13 protein-coding genes are annotated in these 13,738 nt (G+C 68.7%); 4 read left to right on the top strand and 9 right to left on the bottom strand.

What is annotated here, in order from left to right; all coding sequences use genetic code 11:
* Positions 1–8: 8 nt before the first annotated feature.
* The 4 genes from F793_RS0101795 to surE are packed head-to-tail and all read right to left on the bottom strand — an operon-like array spanning position 9 to position 2,864.
* Complete coding sequence (locus F793_RS0101795) at positions 9–794, bottom strand: peptidoglycan DD-metalloendopeptidase family protein (protein WP_026279289.1); 786 nt, start codon at positions 792–794, stop codon at positions 9–11.
* A 3-nt stretch (positions 795–797) separates the two neighbouring features.
* On the bottom strand, positions 798–1,382 hold the full coding sequence (locus tag F793_RS0101790; protein WP_018867402.1) for a YqaA family protein: 585 nt from the start codon (positions 1,380–1,382) through the stop codon (positions 798–800).
* A gap of 56 nt (positions 1,383–1,438) precedes the next feature.
* Entirely contained in the window at positions 1,439–2,104 is a 666-nt protein-coding gene (locus tag F793_RS0101785) for a protein-L-isoaspartate(D-aspartate) O-methyltransferase (RefSeq protein ID WP_018867401.1), read from the bottom strand.
* Positions 2,094–2,864, bottom strand: coding sequence for a 5'/3'-nucleotidase SurE (gene surE, locus F793_RS0101780; protein WP_018875374.1), 771 nt, complete (start codon positions 2,862–2,864; stop codon positions 2,094–2,096). The genes F793_RS0101785 and surE overlap by 11 nt, the downstream gene beginning before the upstream one ends.
* Positions 2,865–2,973: 109 nt before the next feature.
* Here surE and F793_RS0101775 point away from each other — a divergent pair, with 109 nt between their 5' ends.
* From F793_RS0101775 to F793_RS0101765, 3 genes are all read left to right on the top strand, one after another.
* Positions 2,974–3,531: a Smr/MutS family protein gene (locus F793_RS0101775; RefSeq protein ID WP_018867399.1), complete on the top strand. Its 558-nt coding sequence runs from the start codon at positions 2,974–2,976 to the stop codon at positions 3,529–3,531.
* A gap of 567 nt (positions 3,532–4,098) precedes the next feature.
* Complete coding sequence (locus tag F793_RS0101770) at positions 4,099–4,707, top strand: DUF3365 domain-containing protein (protein WP_018882159.1); 609 nt, start codon at positions 4,099–4,101, stop codon at positions 4,705–4,707.
* A gap of 221 nt (positions 4,708–4,928) precedes the next feature.
* Positions 4,929–5,360 carry a PAS domain S-box protein gene (locus tag F793_RS0101765; protein WP_026280423.1) on the top strand — a complete coding sequence of 144 codons (432 nt, stop codon included), beginning with the start codon at positions 4,929–4,931 and terminating at the stop codon, positions 5,358–5,360.
* Between the two features lie 11 nt (positions 5,361–5,371).
* Here the strand turns inward: F793_RS0101765 and truD are convergent, their stop codons facing one another.
* The 5 genes from truD to mrcB are packed head-to-tail and all read right to left on the bottom strand — an operon-like array spanning position 5,372 to position 12,008.
* On the bottom strand, positions 5,372–6,448 hold the full coding sequence (gene truD, locus F793_RS0101760; protein ID WP_018877757.1) for a tRNA pseudouridine(13) synthase TruD: 1,077 nt from the start codon (positions 6,446–6,448) through the stop codon (positions 5,372–5,374).
* On the bottom strand, positions 6,445–7,128 hold the full coding sequence (gene tsaB / locus F793_RS0101755; RefSeq protein ID WP_018877758.1) for a tRNA (adenosine(37)-N6)-threonylcarbamoyltransferase complex dimerization subunit type 1 TsaB: 684 nt from the start codon (positions 7,126–7,128) through the stop codon (positions 6,445–6,447). The genes truD and tsaB overlap by 4 nt, the downstream gene beginning before the upstream one ends.
* Entirely contained in the window at positions 7,119–9,095 is a 1,977-nt protein-coding gene (locus F793_RS0101750) for an ATP-dependent DNA helicase (RefSeq protein WP_018867394.1), read from the bottom strand. The genes tsaB and F793_RS0101750 overlap by 10 nt, the downstream gene beginning before the upstream one ends.
* Positions 9,088–9,612 carry a tetratricopeptide repeat protein gene (locus F793_RS0101745; protein WP_018882160.1) on the bottom strand — a complete coding sequence of 175 codons (525 nt, stop codon included), beginning with the start codon at positions 9,610–9,612 and terminating at the stop codon, positions 9,088–9,090. The genes F793_RS0101750 and F793_RS0101745 overlap by 8 nt, the downstream gene beginning before the upstream one ends.
* A 41-nt stretch (positions 9,613–9,653) precedes the next feature.
* Positions 9,654–12,008, bottom strand: coding sequence for a penicillin-binding protein 1B (gene mrcB, locus F793_RS0101740; protein WP_018882161.1), 2,355 nt, complete (start codon positions 12,006–12,008; stop codon positions 9,654–9,656).
* Between the two features lie 140 nt (positions 12,009–12,148).
* Here mrcB and F793_RS0101735 point away from each other — a divergent pair, with 140 nt between their 5' ends.
* Complete coding sequence (locus tag F793_RS0101735) at positions 12,149–13,711, top strand: bifunctional aminoglycoside phosphotransferase/ATP-binding protein (protein WP_018882162.1); 1,563 nt, start codon at positions 12,149–12,151, stop codon at positions 13,709–13,711.
* Positions 13,712–13,738: the final 27 nt, after the last annotated feature.

Genomic DNA, 13,738 nt, shown 5'->3' with positions numbered 1-13,738 from the left:
TGATCGTTTCAGCGATCCGGGAGATAGCGCGTCGGGTCTACCGGCGTCCCATCCACCCGGATCTCGAAATGCAGCATCGGGCGCTCGGCCCCCGACGAGCCCAGACGCGCGATCGTGTCACCCGCCTGCACCCGGTCACCCTCCGAAACCAGCAGTTCATCGTTGTGCCCGTAGGCGCTGAGGAACCGCGCATCGTGTTTGAGGATGACCAATCGACCATACCCCACGAGACCGCCGCCTGCATAGACCACTTCGCCGGCCCGCGTCGCGCGGACGTTATCTCCACGTTCGCCGCCGATCGCCAGGCCTCGCCGCGTGCCGCTACTGGAGAAGCCGCGCAATACCTGGCCGTCCGCGGGCCATTGCCAGCCCCCCGGATCGGCAGGCGCCGAACTCGGACTGGAACTCGAACTGCTGGAGGTCGAGCTGGACGCCCCACTGCTGGAGCTGCTGCCACTCCCGGAACTGCCGGACGAGGACGATCGCGAACTCGGCGCGGACGATGCCTGAGGCGCGCTGGGCGGGGACGAGCGGGCGGCGCCCCGCAGCCGCAGGCGCTGACCCGGGTGGATCAAATAGGGGGCATCGATCGCGTTGCGCCGCGCGAGGTCACGCCATTCGAGCCCATAGCGCTGGGCAATTCGATAAAGCGTCTCGTTGCGCTGCACGACGTGCGTATCCGGCATCGAGGCCCCGCTCCCGCTGGGGGCCCGCGCCGCGCAACCGGCCAGCGTGCCCACGATCAGGGCCAGCAGTACGATCGTCAGCACCCCCTGAACCGCGTGCAGGCGCATCGGTCAGTCCATGACCAGGTAAACCGCCATGACCGCGACCAGCAGGATCACTGCGGCCCAGCCCAGGCGTTCCATGTACGGGCGCAGGTGCTGCTCCGCGCGCGGACCGGCCCAGGCCATGAACAGCGCCACCAGAAAGAAGCGCAGCCCGCGCCCGACCAGCGAGGCGATGAAGAACGGCAGCAAGGCCATCGACAAGGCCCCGGCGGTGACGGTGAACAGCTTGTAGGGGATCGGCGAGAAACCGGCAATCAGCACCACCCATACCCCCCAGGTCGCGAACCAGGCCTCGGCCTGGCGCAACTCCTCGCCATACCCCACCTGCTGCAACCAGGGGCCGATCCACTCGAACGCCAGCCAGCCAATCAGGTAACCCAGCAGACCGCCGAGGGCAGAAAACAGTGTCGTCAGCGCGGCCAGACGCCAGGCCGAGCGCGGGCGAGCGGCCGCCATGGGCGCGAGCATCACGTCCGGCGGGACCGGAAAGAACGAGGATTCGGCGAACGAAAGCCCGGCCAGATAGCGCGGCGCATGGGGGTGACGGGACCATCCCATCACCCGGTCGTATAGGGGCTCGAAGAGCTTCATCGGCGCCACACCACCATCGGCTCAGTCACACCCACCCGCAAGGGGCGCCACCCGCGTCACTGCTCGGCCCCCGGCAGCATGGGCACGAACATCACGGCATCCAGGATGTCGCGCACGTAGGCCTCCTCCGTCCGGGTGTAGCGCACCAGTTGCTGGCGCCCGTCCGGACCCTCCACCGGCGCGACCAGTCGGCCGCCCAGCGCCAGCTGGGTCAGCAGCGCCTCCGGCACCTCCCGGGGAGCGGCGGTCAGGATGATGCCGTCGAACGGCCCCTTCTCCGGCCACCCTTCCCCACCGTCGCTATGGCGCAGGTTCACGTTGTTGATCCCCAGACGACTGAGAAGCTCGCGCGCGTTGCGGCTCAGCGCCTGGATGCGTTCCACCGAAAACACCCGATCCACGATCTGGGCCAGCACGGCGGCCTGATAGCCCGAGCCCGTCCCGATCTCCAGGACCGTGCGCGGGCGATCACCTTCCAGCAGGGCCTCGGTCATCCGCGCAACGATAAAGGGCTGGGAAATGGTCTGGCGATGACCGATCGGCAAGGCCGTGTTCTCGTAGGCACGGTGCCCCAGAGCCTCTTCTACGAACAGGTGGCGCGGGATGCTGCGCACGGCCTCCAGGACCCGTGGATCGCGAATCCCCTGCCCCTCCAGGATCCGGACCAGGCGATCGCGCGCCCGCTGCGAGGTCAGGCCCGCGCCGGCGGCATCAGGAACCATGCCCAGCCTCCGGCAGGGAATCGTCCAGCCAGCGCCCTACCGTATCGATCGCGTCAAAGCGGGTCAGGTCCACCTGGATCGGCGTGACCGAGACATACCCCTCGCGCACCGCATGGAAATCCGTACCGGGCCCGGCATCCTGTTCCGAACCGGCCGGCCCGACCCAGTAGATCGGACGCCCGCGGGGATCCTCGTCCGCAATCATCGGCTCGGCCCGGTGGCGATGCCCCAGGCGCGTGGCCTGGACCCCGCGGATCTCCGCGCGCGGCAGATCGGGGACGTTCACGTTCAGGATGGTGGCCGCCGGCAGCGGCACGCGATTGATGCGGTCCAGCAGCTCGACCACCACGCTCGCGGCGGCGTCGTAATGGCGCAGGTCCGGCCCCACCAGCGAAACCGCGATCGCCGGGAGTCCCAGGAAGCGCCCCTCCATCGCGGCGGCGACCGTGCCCGAATAAAGCACGTCATCCCCCATGTTGGCACCCGCGTTGATGCCGGAGATCACCACGTCCGGTTCCTGCTGCAAAAGGCCGGTGATCGCCAGGTGGACACAGTCGGTCGGCGTCCCGTCCACCTGCACGTCGCCCCCCTGAAGGTGACGCGTGCGCAGCGGCCGCACCAGGGTCAGACTGTTGCTGGCGCCACTGCGATCGCGGTCGGGCGCCACCACATGGACCTCGGCAATCCGGCGCAGATGCGTCGCCAGGCACTGAATGCCCGGGGCGTGAATTCCATCGTCGTTGCTAACCAGAATGCGCATGCAGGAAAGGGGCCGTTGAGAGGGCTCTTAATATACTGGAAACCGTCCGGGCCGGGCCCGTCGCTCGACACGATCGCGCCCGCCCCCCGAAAAGTGCGAGTATCCTGCCATGAACTCCGGGGATGATCCCAACGATTTCGACGAATTCCTGCAGGCGGTTGGCAACGTTCGTCGACTCCACAGCGATCAGGCCGACGTGCGGCCGCCGCGACCCGCCGCCCGGGCCCGCCAGCGCGACGCCGACGAGGCCCAGGCCCACGCCGACTGGCTCAGCGATCCACTCAACGCCGCTGACCTGCAGCCCGGCGATGAACTCCGCTTCGCGCGCCCGGGTATCAGCCAGCGGGTATTCCGCAAGCTGCGCGGCGGGCATTACCGCATCCAGGACGAGATCGACCTGCATGGCCTGTTCGCCGACGAGGCGCGCCGCGCCATCGGCCTGTTCCTCGACGATGCCCGCCGGGAAGGAGCCCTGTGCGTTCGCATCGTGCATGGCAAGGGACTGCGCTCGCGCCAGCAAGGCCCGGTCCTCAAGGGTCTCACCGACCACTGGCTGCGCCAGCGCGACGATGTACTCGCCTTTTGTTCCGCACGTCCGGCCGACGGTGGAACCGGGGCGGTCTACGTCCTGCTCAAACGCCCGCGCAACCCGGATTCCGCTCGCTGAGGGAGACGCTGATTTAATCGCACGTCCGCGTTGGTGCCCCCTGTTTTCCGAGACAAGGCGCGTCGTGCAGCGGCTAGTGGTTCTACCCGCCCGTTTCTGATGGATTCGGGGCGCAACGCAGGATCGGGCCATATTCATTCAGAATCGGGGGGCACCAACCCCACAAGCCATTGAAAGCAGGGGCTCGGCCGCTTTTGCGCGGGAACGGCGTTGCGGTTCCCTTGTGCAGAATAACTGCACGGCAGTCACCGCGCCTTGTTCGCACGCAAAAGCGACTCGAGCGCGGACGTACGATTAAATCAGCGTCTCCCTGAGACCCCATGCGCACGGGCCGTGACCGCCCCAACCAACGGCACACTCACATACGGCCCTTGCCATATTCGCAATTCGCGATATTCACGCTTAGACTGAGTCGAGGCCTGTGAGGTGCGCTACGGAAACCGGAAACCCGGTGGGCTATCCTTTCCGTACGCCCTTCCTTGCATTCCAACCACGATCGGTCCATGCTTTGTACAGCTCTTGTATAGGTACAGGACGCAACGGACTCTGCACTGCGAGGTATTTGCCATGAAGAACTGGAAGCTTGCCCCCCTGGCCCTCGGCCTGATCGCATTCACCGCCGGCAGCGGCTACGCCAGTGCCGACACGATGCCCCAGCTGAGCCAGGATGATCTGCAGGAACGCATCGCCGCCAATCGTGACGCCATCCAGAAGTTCGCCAGCACCCTGCAGGGCGAGCTGATGTCCGCCATGCAATCGGGCGGCCCGACCGAGGCCATCCAGGTCTGCAACGAACGCGCCCCCGAGATTGCACGTGACATCTCGGCCGAGACCGGCATTGAGATCGGTCGCACCAGCCTGAAGCTGCGTAACCAGAACAACGCCCCGGACCGCTGGGAACGCCTCACCCTGCAGGGCTTCGAGGCCCAGCACGCGGCTGGTACCCCGGCCGCGGATCTCCCGCCCCGCTTCGGCGTGGTCGAGGCCGAAGACGGCGAGCCGAAGTTCCGCTTCATGGCCGCCATCCCGACCGGCGGGGCCTGCCTCACCTGCCACGGATCCGAGGTCAGCGGCGAAGTAAAGCACGCGCTGGAACGTCTGTACCCCGAAGATCAGGCGACCGGCTTCCGCGAGGGTGAGGTGCGCGGCGCCTTCACCGTGACCCAGGAGATGTGAATCTTCGTGTGGCTCCGGCGAACAGCCCGGACCCCATCGAGAAAGGCCGCCTTCGGGCGGCCTTTTTTATGTCCGCGCCACGCGAAAACATCCCGGCTGGTGTCCGATTTTTGAACACAGTGGCACCGGAACGTGCTATTTTCGTGCCATACAAGCGCGGAGGTTGCGCCCGGTACAGGGCCCTGGCGCGCTCGACTCGCAGACCAGATCGCTACACGTTTATGACCCGAACGATAGACGCCGAACTCCTCGCCCTCGCCGTGGATGCCTCCAATGACGGCATCGTCATCGCCGAGCGCGAGGGCGATGACAACATCCTGATCTACGTCAATCGGGCCTTCGAAGAACTCACCGGCTACCGCTCCGAAGAGATCCTCTACCGCGATTGCCGGTTCCTCCAGGGCAGCGACACCGATCAGGAGGTGCGCCAGGAGATCCGCTCGGCCATCGAGGAAAACCGCCCCTGCCGCGTGACCCTGCGCAATTACCGCAAGGACGGCAGCCTGTTCTGGAACGAACTGTCGCTGACCCCGGTATTCAACGACGAGGACCGGCTCACGTACTACATCGGCATCCAGAAGGACATCACCGACCGCGTGGAGGCCGAACAGCGCGCCGAACGCGCCGAAAGCAAGCTCAAGAACTCCGCCTGAGCCCGCCCCGGTCAGCCCGACCGGTCCGCATCCCGCGCGTTGCCAATCGCGTCCAGGACCCCCGTCGCATATTCCCCGGCCCCCAGTTCCAGCGACAACCACAGGTCGTCGCCCTCCCAGCGCCATGCAACGGCCCGCGGTACCATGCGCAGTGATCGGCGGGCGGCCCGGACACCCTCCTGCTCCAGCCCTTCCGCCAATACCGGTTCTTCTGCAGCGATGGCCGCCTCCAGCGCCGCCACCTCGCCCGCCGTCAGCATGGCGCCACGGCCCCACAGGGGCCCGGTCGGGTGGATGTCGAGACGGGCGGCACGGGCCTCCAGCTCGGCATCCACCTCCGGTACCGCGAACACGCTGCCGGAGCCTTCCAGATTGGCCACGTCCCCCGGCAACAGCCGATCCCAGTCGCCACGGCGCACGCGGGCCGCGAGTACCGCGTTGAAGATCGCCGAGCGCGCGGCGGAGAGCAGGAGACTGCGCTGATTGCGGCTGCGCGGCGCCCGCCCGCCACCCAGCCAGGCGCGCGCCCGTTCCAGGTTATCGCGACCAAAGCGCTGCGCGCCGAAGTAATTCGGGATGCCCCCGTCACGCACCGCCGCCAGGATCGATTCCGCCGCCGCCCGGTCACCCTGCACGGCGCCCAGTCGGATCTCGAAGCGGTTGCCGGCCAGGTGGCCGGTGCGCAGCTTGCGCGCGTGGCGCATCACGCGCAGCACCCGCATCCAGCTGCCCGTCGCCTCGGCCTCCTGTGCGGTATTCCAGGCCTCGGCCCGGCCGGCCCAATCCGGCTCGGACTCGGGCGGGCACTGCACGCTGAACCACTGGCGGGTAACGGCCTGACGGTCCTTGCGCCCGGCGTAGCTCACCCGGCCGCGTCCCGCACCTGACTCGCGTCCCAGCCACACGGCCACGTCCTCCGAGTTCAGCAGGCGCTTCTCGATCTCCAGCCAGACATGCTCGCCTTGCCCCTCGGGCGTCGTGGCGGGTACTTCCTCGACCCGAAAGTCCTCCGGCTCCGCCTTGATCGTGGCGACCAGCGGTGGCAACCACGGGTAGGGCGTGGTGTCGTTTTCGGTTTCCCGGCTCATCGCGGCGTGGCCGGGCGGGCGACATCGTTGCGGATATACTCCGGCTGCGCATACTCGGGGGCCACGGCCTCGCCGCGCTCCCAGGCGTCCACTGCCAGCAGGGCGATCTCGCGGGCATCCGGCAGCGCGTCGGGATCCACGGCGGCCATGGCCAGCCCGTGCGCGGCCGCCAGTTCGGGGAAGGCGGCGAACGCGGATCCCAGACCGAAACGCTCGCCCTCGGGCCAGGCAGGCGCCAGGCTGACAGGCGCCCCGACCTGTTCCGCCGCCGTCTCCACGCGGTCCCCCCGGACCGGACAAAGGCTCCAGTAGATCTCGCCCATGCGCGCGTCCAGTGCCGCCAGTACGGCTGCCGGCCGTCGCCCCTCCCGGAGCGCCTGCTGCGCCAGCGCCTGCAGCGTAGAGACCGGCACCACGGGGCGATCCAGCGCGAAGGCCATCCCCTGTGCCACGCCCAGGCCGAGGCGGACGCCCGTAAAGGCCCCCGGCCCGCGTCCTACCGCCACACCATCCAGGCTGGCACGCGGGATATCCGCCTCGCGCAGCAGCTGTTCCACCTGCCCCAGGATCAATTCCCCGTGGCGCCGCGCCGCGCGCTCGGCAACGCCAAGGATCTCGCCATCGACATACAGCGCGGCCGAACACTGTTCAGTTGCGGTTTCGAGCGCAATCAGGCGCATGTATTCGTCTCCCGGGCCTGCTCCAGAAAGCGCAGCGCGGCGGCCGGTTCCCGGGTGCGATGGAACGGCGGCAGGCTGGCGAGAAAACGCCGACCGTAGGATTTTCCGGTCAGGCGCGGATCGCACAGGGCCAGGATGCCGGCATCATCAGCATCCCGGATCAACCGCCCCGCGCCCTGCTTCAGGGCCAGCACGGCCTGCGGCAGGGTGAACTCCATGAACGGCGACCGACCTTCGGCCTCCAGCGCGGACGCGCGCGCCTGCAGGACGGGATCGTTGGGCGCGGCGAACGGCAGGCGATCGATGATCACGATCGACAGTGCCTCGCCGCGGATGTCCACTCCTTCCCAGAAGCTGTGGGCCCCCAGCAGCCAGGCCGTCCCCGACTCGCGAAACCGCGCCAGCAAATCGCCCCGCGGCTGTTCGCCCTGGACCAGCAGCTCGCGATCGCGGGGCAGTTCGGCGCGCAGGATAGCGGCCGCCTCCTGCAAGGCCCGGTGACTGGTAAACAGGAAGAACCCGCCCCCCGGGTTGTCCCGCAACAGCGGCCACGCCCAGGCAATGCAGGCCCGGGTATATCCCGGATCGTTGGGATTGGGCAGCGGTGGCTGCGGATGCACCAGGCAGGCCTGACGGGGAAAATCGAAGGGACTGTCCAGGCGTTCGCTGGCCACGTCCGCGGGGAGTCCGAGGCGCCGCGCCGCATGGCTGAAGTCCTCTCCCACGGCCAGCGTGGCCGAGGTAAAGATCCATGCCGCCGGACGCGCGGCCCGGCGCTGCGCGAGCGGACGCGCCGCATCCAGCGGCGTTCGATGCAGCGTCAGGCTCTGGCTGAAGCGCTCCGCCCAGGCCACGGTATCCGGGGTCTCCTCGCGCCATTCCCGCAGGCGCTCCAGCAACAGGGCGCTGCGCCCGCGCAGCTGCTCCAGCCCCGGCGCCCGTTCCGCGGCGGCCTCCAGCGCGTCCCCGACGAACCCCAGGGTCGCGTCGAGGCGGTCCAGCAACGGATCCAGGGCACCCTCCGGGTTGACCGTATCCCAGCTGGAACGCCCCTCCCAGGTCCGCGAGGCCTCGAGGAACTCGGCGACGCACGCCTCCAGTTCCGCGACCCGCTGGCGAATGTCCAGCATCTCCGGCGCATGCTGTTCCTGTTCACGCCGCGTGTCCCGCGCCAGCTCCCGCAGGGCGCGCGTGCCCACGGCAATCCCGAAGAACGATCCGGCAATATCCGGCAACTGGTGCGCCTCGTCGACGATCACCGCGTCCACCTCGGGCAGCAGTTCTCCGAAGCCTTCCTCCTTCAGGGCCATGTCCGCGAGCAGCAGGTGGTGGTTGACCACCACTACGTCCGCCTCCTGGGCACGCTTGCGCGCCTGCACCACAAAGCAGTCGTTGTAGTTCGGGCATTCCCCGCCCAGGCAGTTGTCCACGGTCGAGGTGACCTGCGGCCAGAGTCGCGAGTCCTCCGCGAGGATCCCGGCCAGCCCCAGATCCCCGGTGTCACTGGTGCGCGCGAACCGCTGCAGGGCCTCGATCACCGGCAACTGGTCACGGCGTACTCCGCCACCGGTCGCGCCGCCCGCCTCGGCCGCGGCCAGTTCCAGGCGATAGTGGCAAAGGTAGTTGGCCCGGCCCTTCAGCAGGGCTGCGCGCGGACGATAGCCCAGCGCCTCGCAGACCACCGGCAGGTCGCGTTCGAAGAGCTGGTCCTGCAGGGTCTTGGTACCGGTGGAGATCAGGGCGCGGCGGCGCGCCTGCAGGATCGGCACCAGATAGGCGAAGGTCTTGCCCACCCCGGTGGCCGCCTCGACCAGCAGGGCGGTGGGTGCGGTGGCCAGGGCCTCCTCAACCGCCACGGCCATGCGCTGCTGCGGCTCGCGCGGGCGAAAGCCGGCAACGGCCTCCGCCAGGTCGCCCCCCGGGCTCAGGGCGTGAACGGCCGCCGATCCCGCCGCCGCGTCAGACAACGTCGGCTTCCAGACGGCGGATCGCCTCGCGGGCCTCCTCGGCACCGGCGGCATCGCCCAGGGCCTCGCGCGCCGCGAGGATCACGCGCCAGTTTTTCAGCCCGAGCTCGCGGTCGGTCCCACCCGCCAGCCGCAGCGAACGCTCCGCCAGGCGCTCGGCCTGTTCGTGGCGACCCTGTTCCAGACGCAGCGCGGCCATCTGATGCCAGAGGCCCGCATCCCGTGGCGCGATGCGCAAGGCCCGTTCCAGGCGTTGTTCCGCCCGCGCGGTATCCCCGGCCTGGCGCGCCGACTCGGCCTGCTGGGCCAGCTGCAGGGCCGCGCCAGGGGTCGGGTCGCGTTCCGGCTCGGGGGCATCACGCTCCTCTTGCGCCGGATCCTCATCAACGGCCCTCTCGGTCGCGTCGGGCGCGGGCGCGCCGGCGTCGCGCGGCGCCGGGGTCGCGCAGGCCGCCAGTACAAGCGCCAGCGCGAAGACACCCGCGCCCTGTACCGCCCGCCAGCCGCCCTTGGCCATCCGCGGCTTCCGGGACCGGTCCTCTGCAATACGGAACATCTTCAACGAAATAACCTCTCGAACCAGCCCTGCGAGCCGGAATCACTGCCCAGGTCGCACTCGGCGCGCCCTTCGGGCCCCGAATTCTGCCAGAACGGCAGCGTCTTCACCGCCTCGCAGGCATGGTCCTCGTTTTCCACCCGCAGGCCGGAGGCCAGGTCCACCTCCTGATAGTCCACGCCGGGGTGGCCTTCCAGCCGCAGAGAGTGCACGCCCACCCCGGCCATGATCTCCGCCCAGACCGGCGCGGCGGAGACGCCACCGGTGAGTCCAGTCGGGCGATTGTCGTCCATCCCCAGCCAGACCACCGCCACATGCCGATCATCGAAGCCGGCGAACCAGCTGTCCCGAAAGTTGTTCGTGGTACCGGTCTTGCCAGCCACCACCTGACCGTTCAGCCGCGCCGCGATCCGCCGCCCGGTCCCCTCGCGAGTCACGTCGTGCAGGGCATGGGTCAGGACGCGCACGGAACCATCCGACACCGCCCCCTGGAGCGACAGGCCGTAGTGGGACAGGACTTCGTCGTTCTGGTCCAGGACATCCCGGATCACCCGGGTACCCGTCGCGTAGCCGCCGTTCGCCAGCGCCTGGTAGAGCCCGGCCACCTCCAGCGGTGACAGCTCGATCGCGCCCAGCGCCAGCGAAGGCAACGGGGTCGGCGTCCGCTGCAGCCCCAGCGTCTGCAGCAGGTTGACCACCTGGGAAATACCGATCTCCTCCGCCAGGCGGACGGTCGCCACGTTGTAGGACTGCACCAGGGCCTCCCAGGCCGTGACCGTCCCCCGGTTCTCGCGATCGAAATTGCGCGGCGTCCAGGGCTCCCCGTGCGGCAGCTGCAGGGTCAGCGGGCTGTCATCCAGGAGGGTCGCCAGGGTGTAACGATTCGGGTTGGTCAGGGCCGCGAGATAGACGAACGGCTTGATCACCGACCCCACCTGGCGCTGGGCCTCCACGGCCCGGTTGTACCCGGGATAGCGCGGGTTGCGATCCCCCACCACCCCCAGCACTTCGCCCGCCTGCGGATCGGTCACGACCGCCGCGGCCTGAAGGCTGTCGAGGTCGGAACCGCCCCCGCGGCTCCGGACCAGCTCGTCCACGCCCCGCACCAGGCGGTCCTCCAGCCGCATCTGCACCACCGGATCCATGGTCGTGAAGATCCGCAGGCCCTCGCTGCGCAGATCCTCGTCCGCGTAGTCGGCCCGCAGCTCACGCCGCACCAGGTCGAGAAAGGCCGGGAAACGGCTGCGCCCCTCCGGCATTACCGGGGAGACATCAAGTGCGGTTGCCAGGGCCCGATCCACGCGCTCGCGACTCGCCAGACCGGTCTCCGCCATCGCCTCCAGGACCCGGTCGCGGCGCTGCGTGGCCCGCTCCGGGAAGCGGCGCGGATCGTAATAACTCGCTCCCCGCGCCAGACCGACCAGCAACGCCAGCTGATCCAGGCGCAGTTCGTTCAATGGACGCTGATAGTAGAACTGGGCCGCCTGGCCAAAGCCATGGATCGCCCGCTCGCCGGTCTGCCCGAGGAACACCTCGTTCAGATACGCCTCGAGGATCTCCCGCTTGTCGTAGCGGTGTTCCAGCAACAGGGCCATCACCGCTTCATTCAGCTTGCGGCTCAGCGTCTGCTCGCGCGTCAGGTAGAAGTTCTTGACCAGCTGCTGGGTCAGCGTGCTGCCCCCCTGGACCGTGCGCCCGGCACGCAGGTTGGCGACCGCCGCGCGCCCGATGCCCACCGGATCAATCCCGCGATGCGACATGAACCGCCGGTCCTCGATCGCCAGCAGCGCCCCGATCAGCTCGCGCGGTACCTCGTCGATATCGACCAGGATGCGATCCTCACCATGGGTCGGATAGATGCTGCCAATCAGCAACGGCTCCACCCGCATCAGGTCCACATTGCGGCCCCCGGACTGCTCCGCCACCGACTGCACCCGGCCGTTCGCCAGGCGCACGCGTACCGAATGGGCCGGCTCCGGTCCGTCCCCAAACGTGAACGGCCGGGTGGTCAGCCGCACGGTACCGCCGCTGACGTGAAACTCGCCCGGGCCCGAACCCTCCGGCGTCTCGCGGTAGTTCAGCGCGCGCAGCTCCATCTCCAGCGCATCCGCCGTCAGCGGGCGGCCGGCATACAGCTCCAGCGGCCGCGCATACACCCGGGCGGGCAATGCCCAGCGCTGGCCCTCGAACCGTTCGCGGATCTCGCGGTCCAGATGATGGACATAGAGCCCCCCGACCCCCACGGCGGCCAGCAGCAGGCCGGCCAGGGTCCAGCCCCCCGCGCCCAGCAGGCGCCGGACCCGCCCCCTGCGGGGCGCGTTTCGATGACGGGGACGCTGGTGGCTCTTTCGTGGCATGGACTGGCTGGGGGGCGACGTGACCGGAACGGCTGCAATGGTAACCTGACCGACAAGCAAAAACGGGTGCATGCCCGGCGATTCCGGGAAAAACATCCGGCGCCGACGCTCGCCCGCCTGAACCTCCAAGCGGAGCCCCCATGACCGAACTGGAACAGCACCAGAAACGCCTGCGCCAACTGGTCCAGGGCAACGGCTTCCCGACGCCCCTGCCGGACACCAGAGCGGTTCGGACCATCGAGACCCATATCTCCACCGTGATCCTCGCCGGCGACGAGGCCTACAAGTTCAAGAAACCGCTGGATCTCGGCTTTCTCGACTTCACCACGCTGGACGCCCGCCGCCATTACTGCGAGACCGAGCTGGAGATTAACCGCCGCCTGGCGCCCCAGCTCTATCGGGAGGTCGTGACCCTCAATGGTGACGACGCGCATCCGGTCATCAATGGCGCCGGCCCCGTGCTCGACTATGCCGTGCGCATGCGCCGCTTCGACCGCGAGCGCCAGCTCGACCGACTACTGGAGCGGGACCGGCTCCCCACGGCGGCCATGGATGCGCTCGGTCACTACATCGCGGCCTTCCATGAGCGCACCGAGCGGACCGATGCTCAATCCGAGTACGGGACCGCCGAGGCCGCGACCCAGCCCATGCTGGACAACTTCCCGGCCCTCTCCGAATCGGTCACCGGCGCCTCGGATCGGGCGCGCCTCGAGCGCCTGAAACAATGGACTCGAACGGAAATCAATCGGCTGTGGCCCTTTCTTCAGGAACGTCATGATGCCGGGTTCGTGCGCCACGGCCATGGTGACCTGCACCTCGGGAACCTGGTCTACGTCACGGACGAGGATGGCGACGAGGTCCCGGTCGCCTTCGACGCCATCGAATTCGATCCCGCCCTGCGCTGGATCGACGTGATGTCCGAGATCGCCTTCACCACCATGGATCTCCTGGCCCGCCGCTCCCGCGCCCATGCCTGGCGGCTGCTGAATGCCTATCTCGAGGGGCGCGAAGACTTCGATGGTCTTGCCCTGCTGCCGCTGTACCAGGTCTACCGTGCCCTGATCCGGGCCAAGGTCCAGGGCATACACGGAGCCGAGCCCCAGCTGCCGTCCGATGAACAAGCGGCCCACCGGGCGGAGATGAGTCGCTACCTCGCCCTCGCGGACCGGTTGACCGAGGCTGGCTCGCCGCGCCTCGTCCTGATGCACGGCGTCTCCGGCAGTGGCAAGACCGTCGTCAGTACCCAGGTGCTGGAGGCCCTGGGGGCGATCCGGCTGCGCTCCGACATCGAGCGCAAGCGGATGGAGGAGCCGGTGGACTACAGCGCCGCCGGGCGCGCCCGGATCTACGAACACCTGTTGCAGCGCGCGGAACGCCTGCTGTCGCTCGGACTGACCGTCGTCGTGGATGCCACCTTCCTCACCCGCGAGCAACGTGCTCCGTTCCAGGCCCTGGCCCGGCGCCATGCGGCCGGGTTCGCCGTGGTCGCCTGCCAGGCGCGCGAAGACGTTTTGCGCGAGCGCCTGGAGCGCCGCGCTCGCGCGGGCACCGACGCCTCGGATGCCGGTATCGAGGTCATGCAACAGCAGCAGCCCCAACAGGAATGGCCGACCGATGCCGAAGGCTGCATCGAGGTCGCCCCGGATGCACCGCTCGACCCCGATGCCCTCGCGCACCGCCTGCTCCAGCCCGTCGCAACCTGAGCAACGCGCTACAATGAGGCCCACGAG

Source organism: Thioalkalivibrio sp. ALE22 (assembly GCF_000381445.1).
Taxonomy (GTDB): Bacteria; Pseudomonadota; Gammaproteobacteria; order Ectothiorhodospirales; family Ectothiorhodospiraceae; genus Thioalkalivibrio.
This window is presented reverse-complemented; position numbering and strand designations above follow the sequence as displayed.

Bases quoted from the DNA above. Each gene is read 5' to 3' on its own strand.
- F793_RS0101795 (WP_026279289.1), bottom strand. From the start codon at position 794: ATGCGCCTGCACGCGGTTCAGGGGGTGCTGACGATCGTACTGCTGGCC.
- F793_RS0101790 (WP_018867402.1), bottom strand. From the start codon at position 1,382: ATGAAGCTCTTCGAGCCCCTATACGACCGGGTGATGGGATGGTCCCGT.
- F793_RS0101785 (WP_018867401.1), bottom strand. From the start codon at position 2,104: ATGGTTCCTGATGCCGCCGGCGCGGGCCTGACCTCGCAGCGGGCGCGC.
- surE (WP_018875374.1), bottom strand. From the start codon at position 2,864: ATGCGCATTCTGGTTAGCAACGACGATGGAATTCACGCCCCGGGCATT.
- F793_RS0101775 (WP_018867399.1), top strand. From the start codon at position 2,974: ATGAACTCCGGGGATGATCCCAACGATTTCGACGAATTCCTGCAGGCG.
- F793_RS0101770 (WP_018882159.1), top strand. From the start codon at position 4,099: ATGAAGAACTGGAAGCTTGCCCCCCTGGCCCTCGGCCTGATCGCATTC.
- F793_RS0101765 (WP_026280423.1), top strand. From the start codon at position 4,929: ATGACCCGAACGATAGACGCCGAACTCCTCGCCCTCGCCGTGGATGCC.
- truD (WP_018877757.1), bottom strand. From the start codon at position 6,448: ATGAGCCGGGAAACCGAAAACGACACCACGCCCTACCCGTGGTTGCCA.
- tsaB (WP_018877758.1), bottom strand. From the start codon at position 7,128: ATGCGCCTGATTGCGCTCGAAACCGCAACTGAACAGTGTTCGGCCGCG.
- F793_RS0101745 (WP_018882160.1), bottom strand. From the start codon at position 9,612: ATGGCCAAGGGCGGCTGGCGGGCGGTACAGGGCGCGGGTGTCTTCGCG.
- mrcB (WP_018882161.1), bottom strand. From the start codon at position 12,008: ATGCCACGAAAGAGCCACCAGCGTCCCCGTCATCGAAACGCGCCCCGC.
- F793_RS0101735 (WP_018882162.1), top strand. From the start codon at position 12,149: ATGACCGAACTGGAACAGCACCAGAAACGCCTGCGCCAACTGGTCCAG.